Raw genomic sequence first — 2,017 nt, 5'->3', positions numbered from 1 at the left:
GTGACGGAGGCGGGGGCGGGGGCGGCACGGGCGGGACAGCCGGTACGGGCGGCACGCCGGCGTGGGCGGTACGGGGCCGGGTGCGGCGCCCGGGGCTCGGCGCCCGGGTGTGCGGTCCCGTAGCGCCCCGTACCCCATCGCCCGTTCCCCGCACCGGAATTCGCGTGAACAGGGGGCGTTGTCGGTGGGCTCCTGTAGCGTCCGCAGGACCGTCTTCGCACCGGTGCGGAGGCGGCTTCGCGATGCTGTTTTCCGAACCGGGGGTATGTCGTGGGCGAGGCGGGAGCGACCATCACGGACGCGCGTCTTGAGGAGTACCGCAGGGAGCTGACGGGGTACTGCTACCGGATGCTGGGCTCGCCGTTCGAGGCCGAGGACGCGGTGCAGGACACGATGGTGCGGGCGTGGAAGGCGCTCGACTCCTTCGAGGGCCGTTCCTCGCTCCGCTCGTGGCTCTACCGCATCGCGACCAACGTGTGCCTCGACGCGCTCAACGCCGGGAACCGGCGGGCGCTCCCCATGGACCTGACCGCGCCGCAGCCCGCGGCGAGCGCCGTCCTCAAGGCGCGTCCCGAGCCGACCTGGCTGGAGCCCGTGCCCGACGCGAAGGTGCTGCCCGCCCACCCGTCCGACCCCGCCGAGACCGCCGCGCTCCGGGACTCCGTGCGCCTCGCCTTCGTCGCAGCGCTCCAGCACCTCCCGGCCAAGCAGCGCGCGGTGCTCATCCTGCGCGAGGTCCTGGCCTGGCGGGCGCAGGAGGTGGCGCGGTTGCTGGACACGACGGTCGCGGGCGTCAACAGCGCGCTCCAGCGCGCCCGCGCGACCCTCGCCGAGCACCCGGTGCGCCCCACCGATCCCGTCGCCCCGCTCGACCCGGAGCAGCGCGCGCTCCTGGACCGGTACGTGGCGGCCTTCGAGGGGTACGACATGACGGCCCTCACGGCGCTGCTCCACGAGGACGTCGTGATGTCGATGCCCCCGTACGACCTGTGGCTCGTCAGCCCGGAGAACTTCACCGGCTGGATGCTCGGCACGGGGGCCGTCTGCCGGGGCTCGCGCCTCGTCCCGACCGTCGCCAACGGCGCCCCGGCCTTCGCGCACTACCACCCGGAGCCGGACGGCTCGGGCTTCTCGCCGTGGGCGGTGCAGGTCATGGACCTGGACGGGGGCCGGATCAGGGGCGTGCACTGCTTCCTGGACACGGCCCGCTGGTTCCCGCTCTTCGGCCTCCCAACCCGGCTGGACGCGGAGGGCAGGGGCGTGGGCGGCTGAGGGAGCGCGGCGGGCGAGGGAGGTACGGGGGCGGGGAGCGGCGCGGATACCGGGAGGGCGAGGGGGCCCGTCGCGGGTCCGCCTCCCGCCACGCGACCGCGGGTCCGTCCCCGGTCACGCGACCGGGAGACCGTCCCCCGTCACGCGACCGCGGGGCCGCCCAGGTACGTCCCGTGCGCGTCGTACGGCCACGCGTTGGGGGCGCAGCCCTTGAGGCCGTAGATCTGCTGCATCATCGCGGGCGCGGGACGGCCGGGGCCCGGGCAGGTCTCGTGGCCGCGGCCGATGCGGTGGCCGACCTCGTGGTTGATGATGAGCGCGCGATACTCCCCGACCGGGCCCGAGAACTCCGGCGAACCGGTCAGCCAGCGCTTGAGGTTGACGATGACCTGGCTGCCGACGTCGCAGTTGACCTCACCGTGCGTGTCGAGCCCGGCCTGCCCGCAGAGCCGGTCCACCGTGTCCGGGGTCGCGATCTTCACCTCGAAGTCGTGCGGGCCGGAGCCGACGAGCTGGAAGGAGTCGCGGCCGTTCGCCGTCCAGCCGCGCGGGTCGGCCAGCACCCGCTCGATCTCCCGCGCCGCCTCCGTCGCCGCCACGCCGCTGCCGCCCTCGACCTGCACGAGGTACCGGCGCACCGTCGCACCGTGCCCGACGAGGCCGCCGCTCGCCGAAGCGGTGGTGAAGAGCCCGGTGCCGCTTCGGGGGCCGGGCCCGGGCGTGGTTTCGAGGGCTTCGCCTTCGG

Annotated in this window: 2 protein-coding genes; one reads left to right on the top strand and one right to left on the bottom strand. The window is 74.9% G+C overall.

What is annotated here, in order from left to right; genetic code table 11:
• The first annotated feature begins 270 nt into the window (after positions 1–270).
• Positions 271–1,272: a sigma-70 family RNA polymerase sigma factor gene (locus SSBG_RS18840; RefSeq protein ID WP_008747663.1), complete on the top strand. Its 1,002-nt coding sequence runs from the start codon at positions 271–273 to the stop codon at positions 1,270–1,272.
• A 140-nt stretch (positions 1,273–1,412) separates the two neighbouring features.
• Here the strand turns inward: SSBG_RS18840 and SSBG_RS18835 are convergent.
• A partial coding sequence (locus SSBG_RS18835; RefSeq protein ID WP_008747662.1) for a DUF3152 domain-containing protein occupies positions 1,413–2,017 on the bottom strand: 605 nt, incomplete at its 5' end.

The organism is Streptomyces sp. SPB074 (assembly GCF_000154905.1).
Taxonomy (GTDB): Bacteria; Actinomycetota; Actinomycetes; order Streptomycetales; family Streptomycetaceae; genus Streptomyces.
Note: the sequence above shows the minus strand (reverse complement) of the source record. Positions and strands in the feature narration are given on the sequence as shown.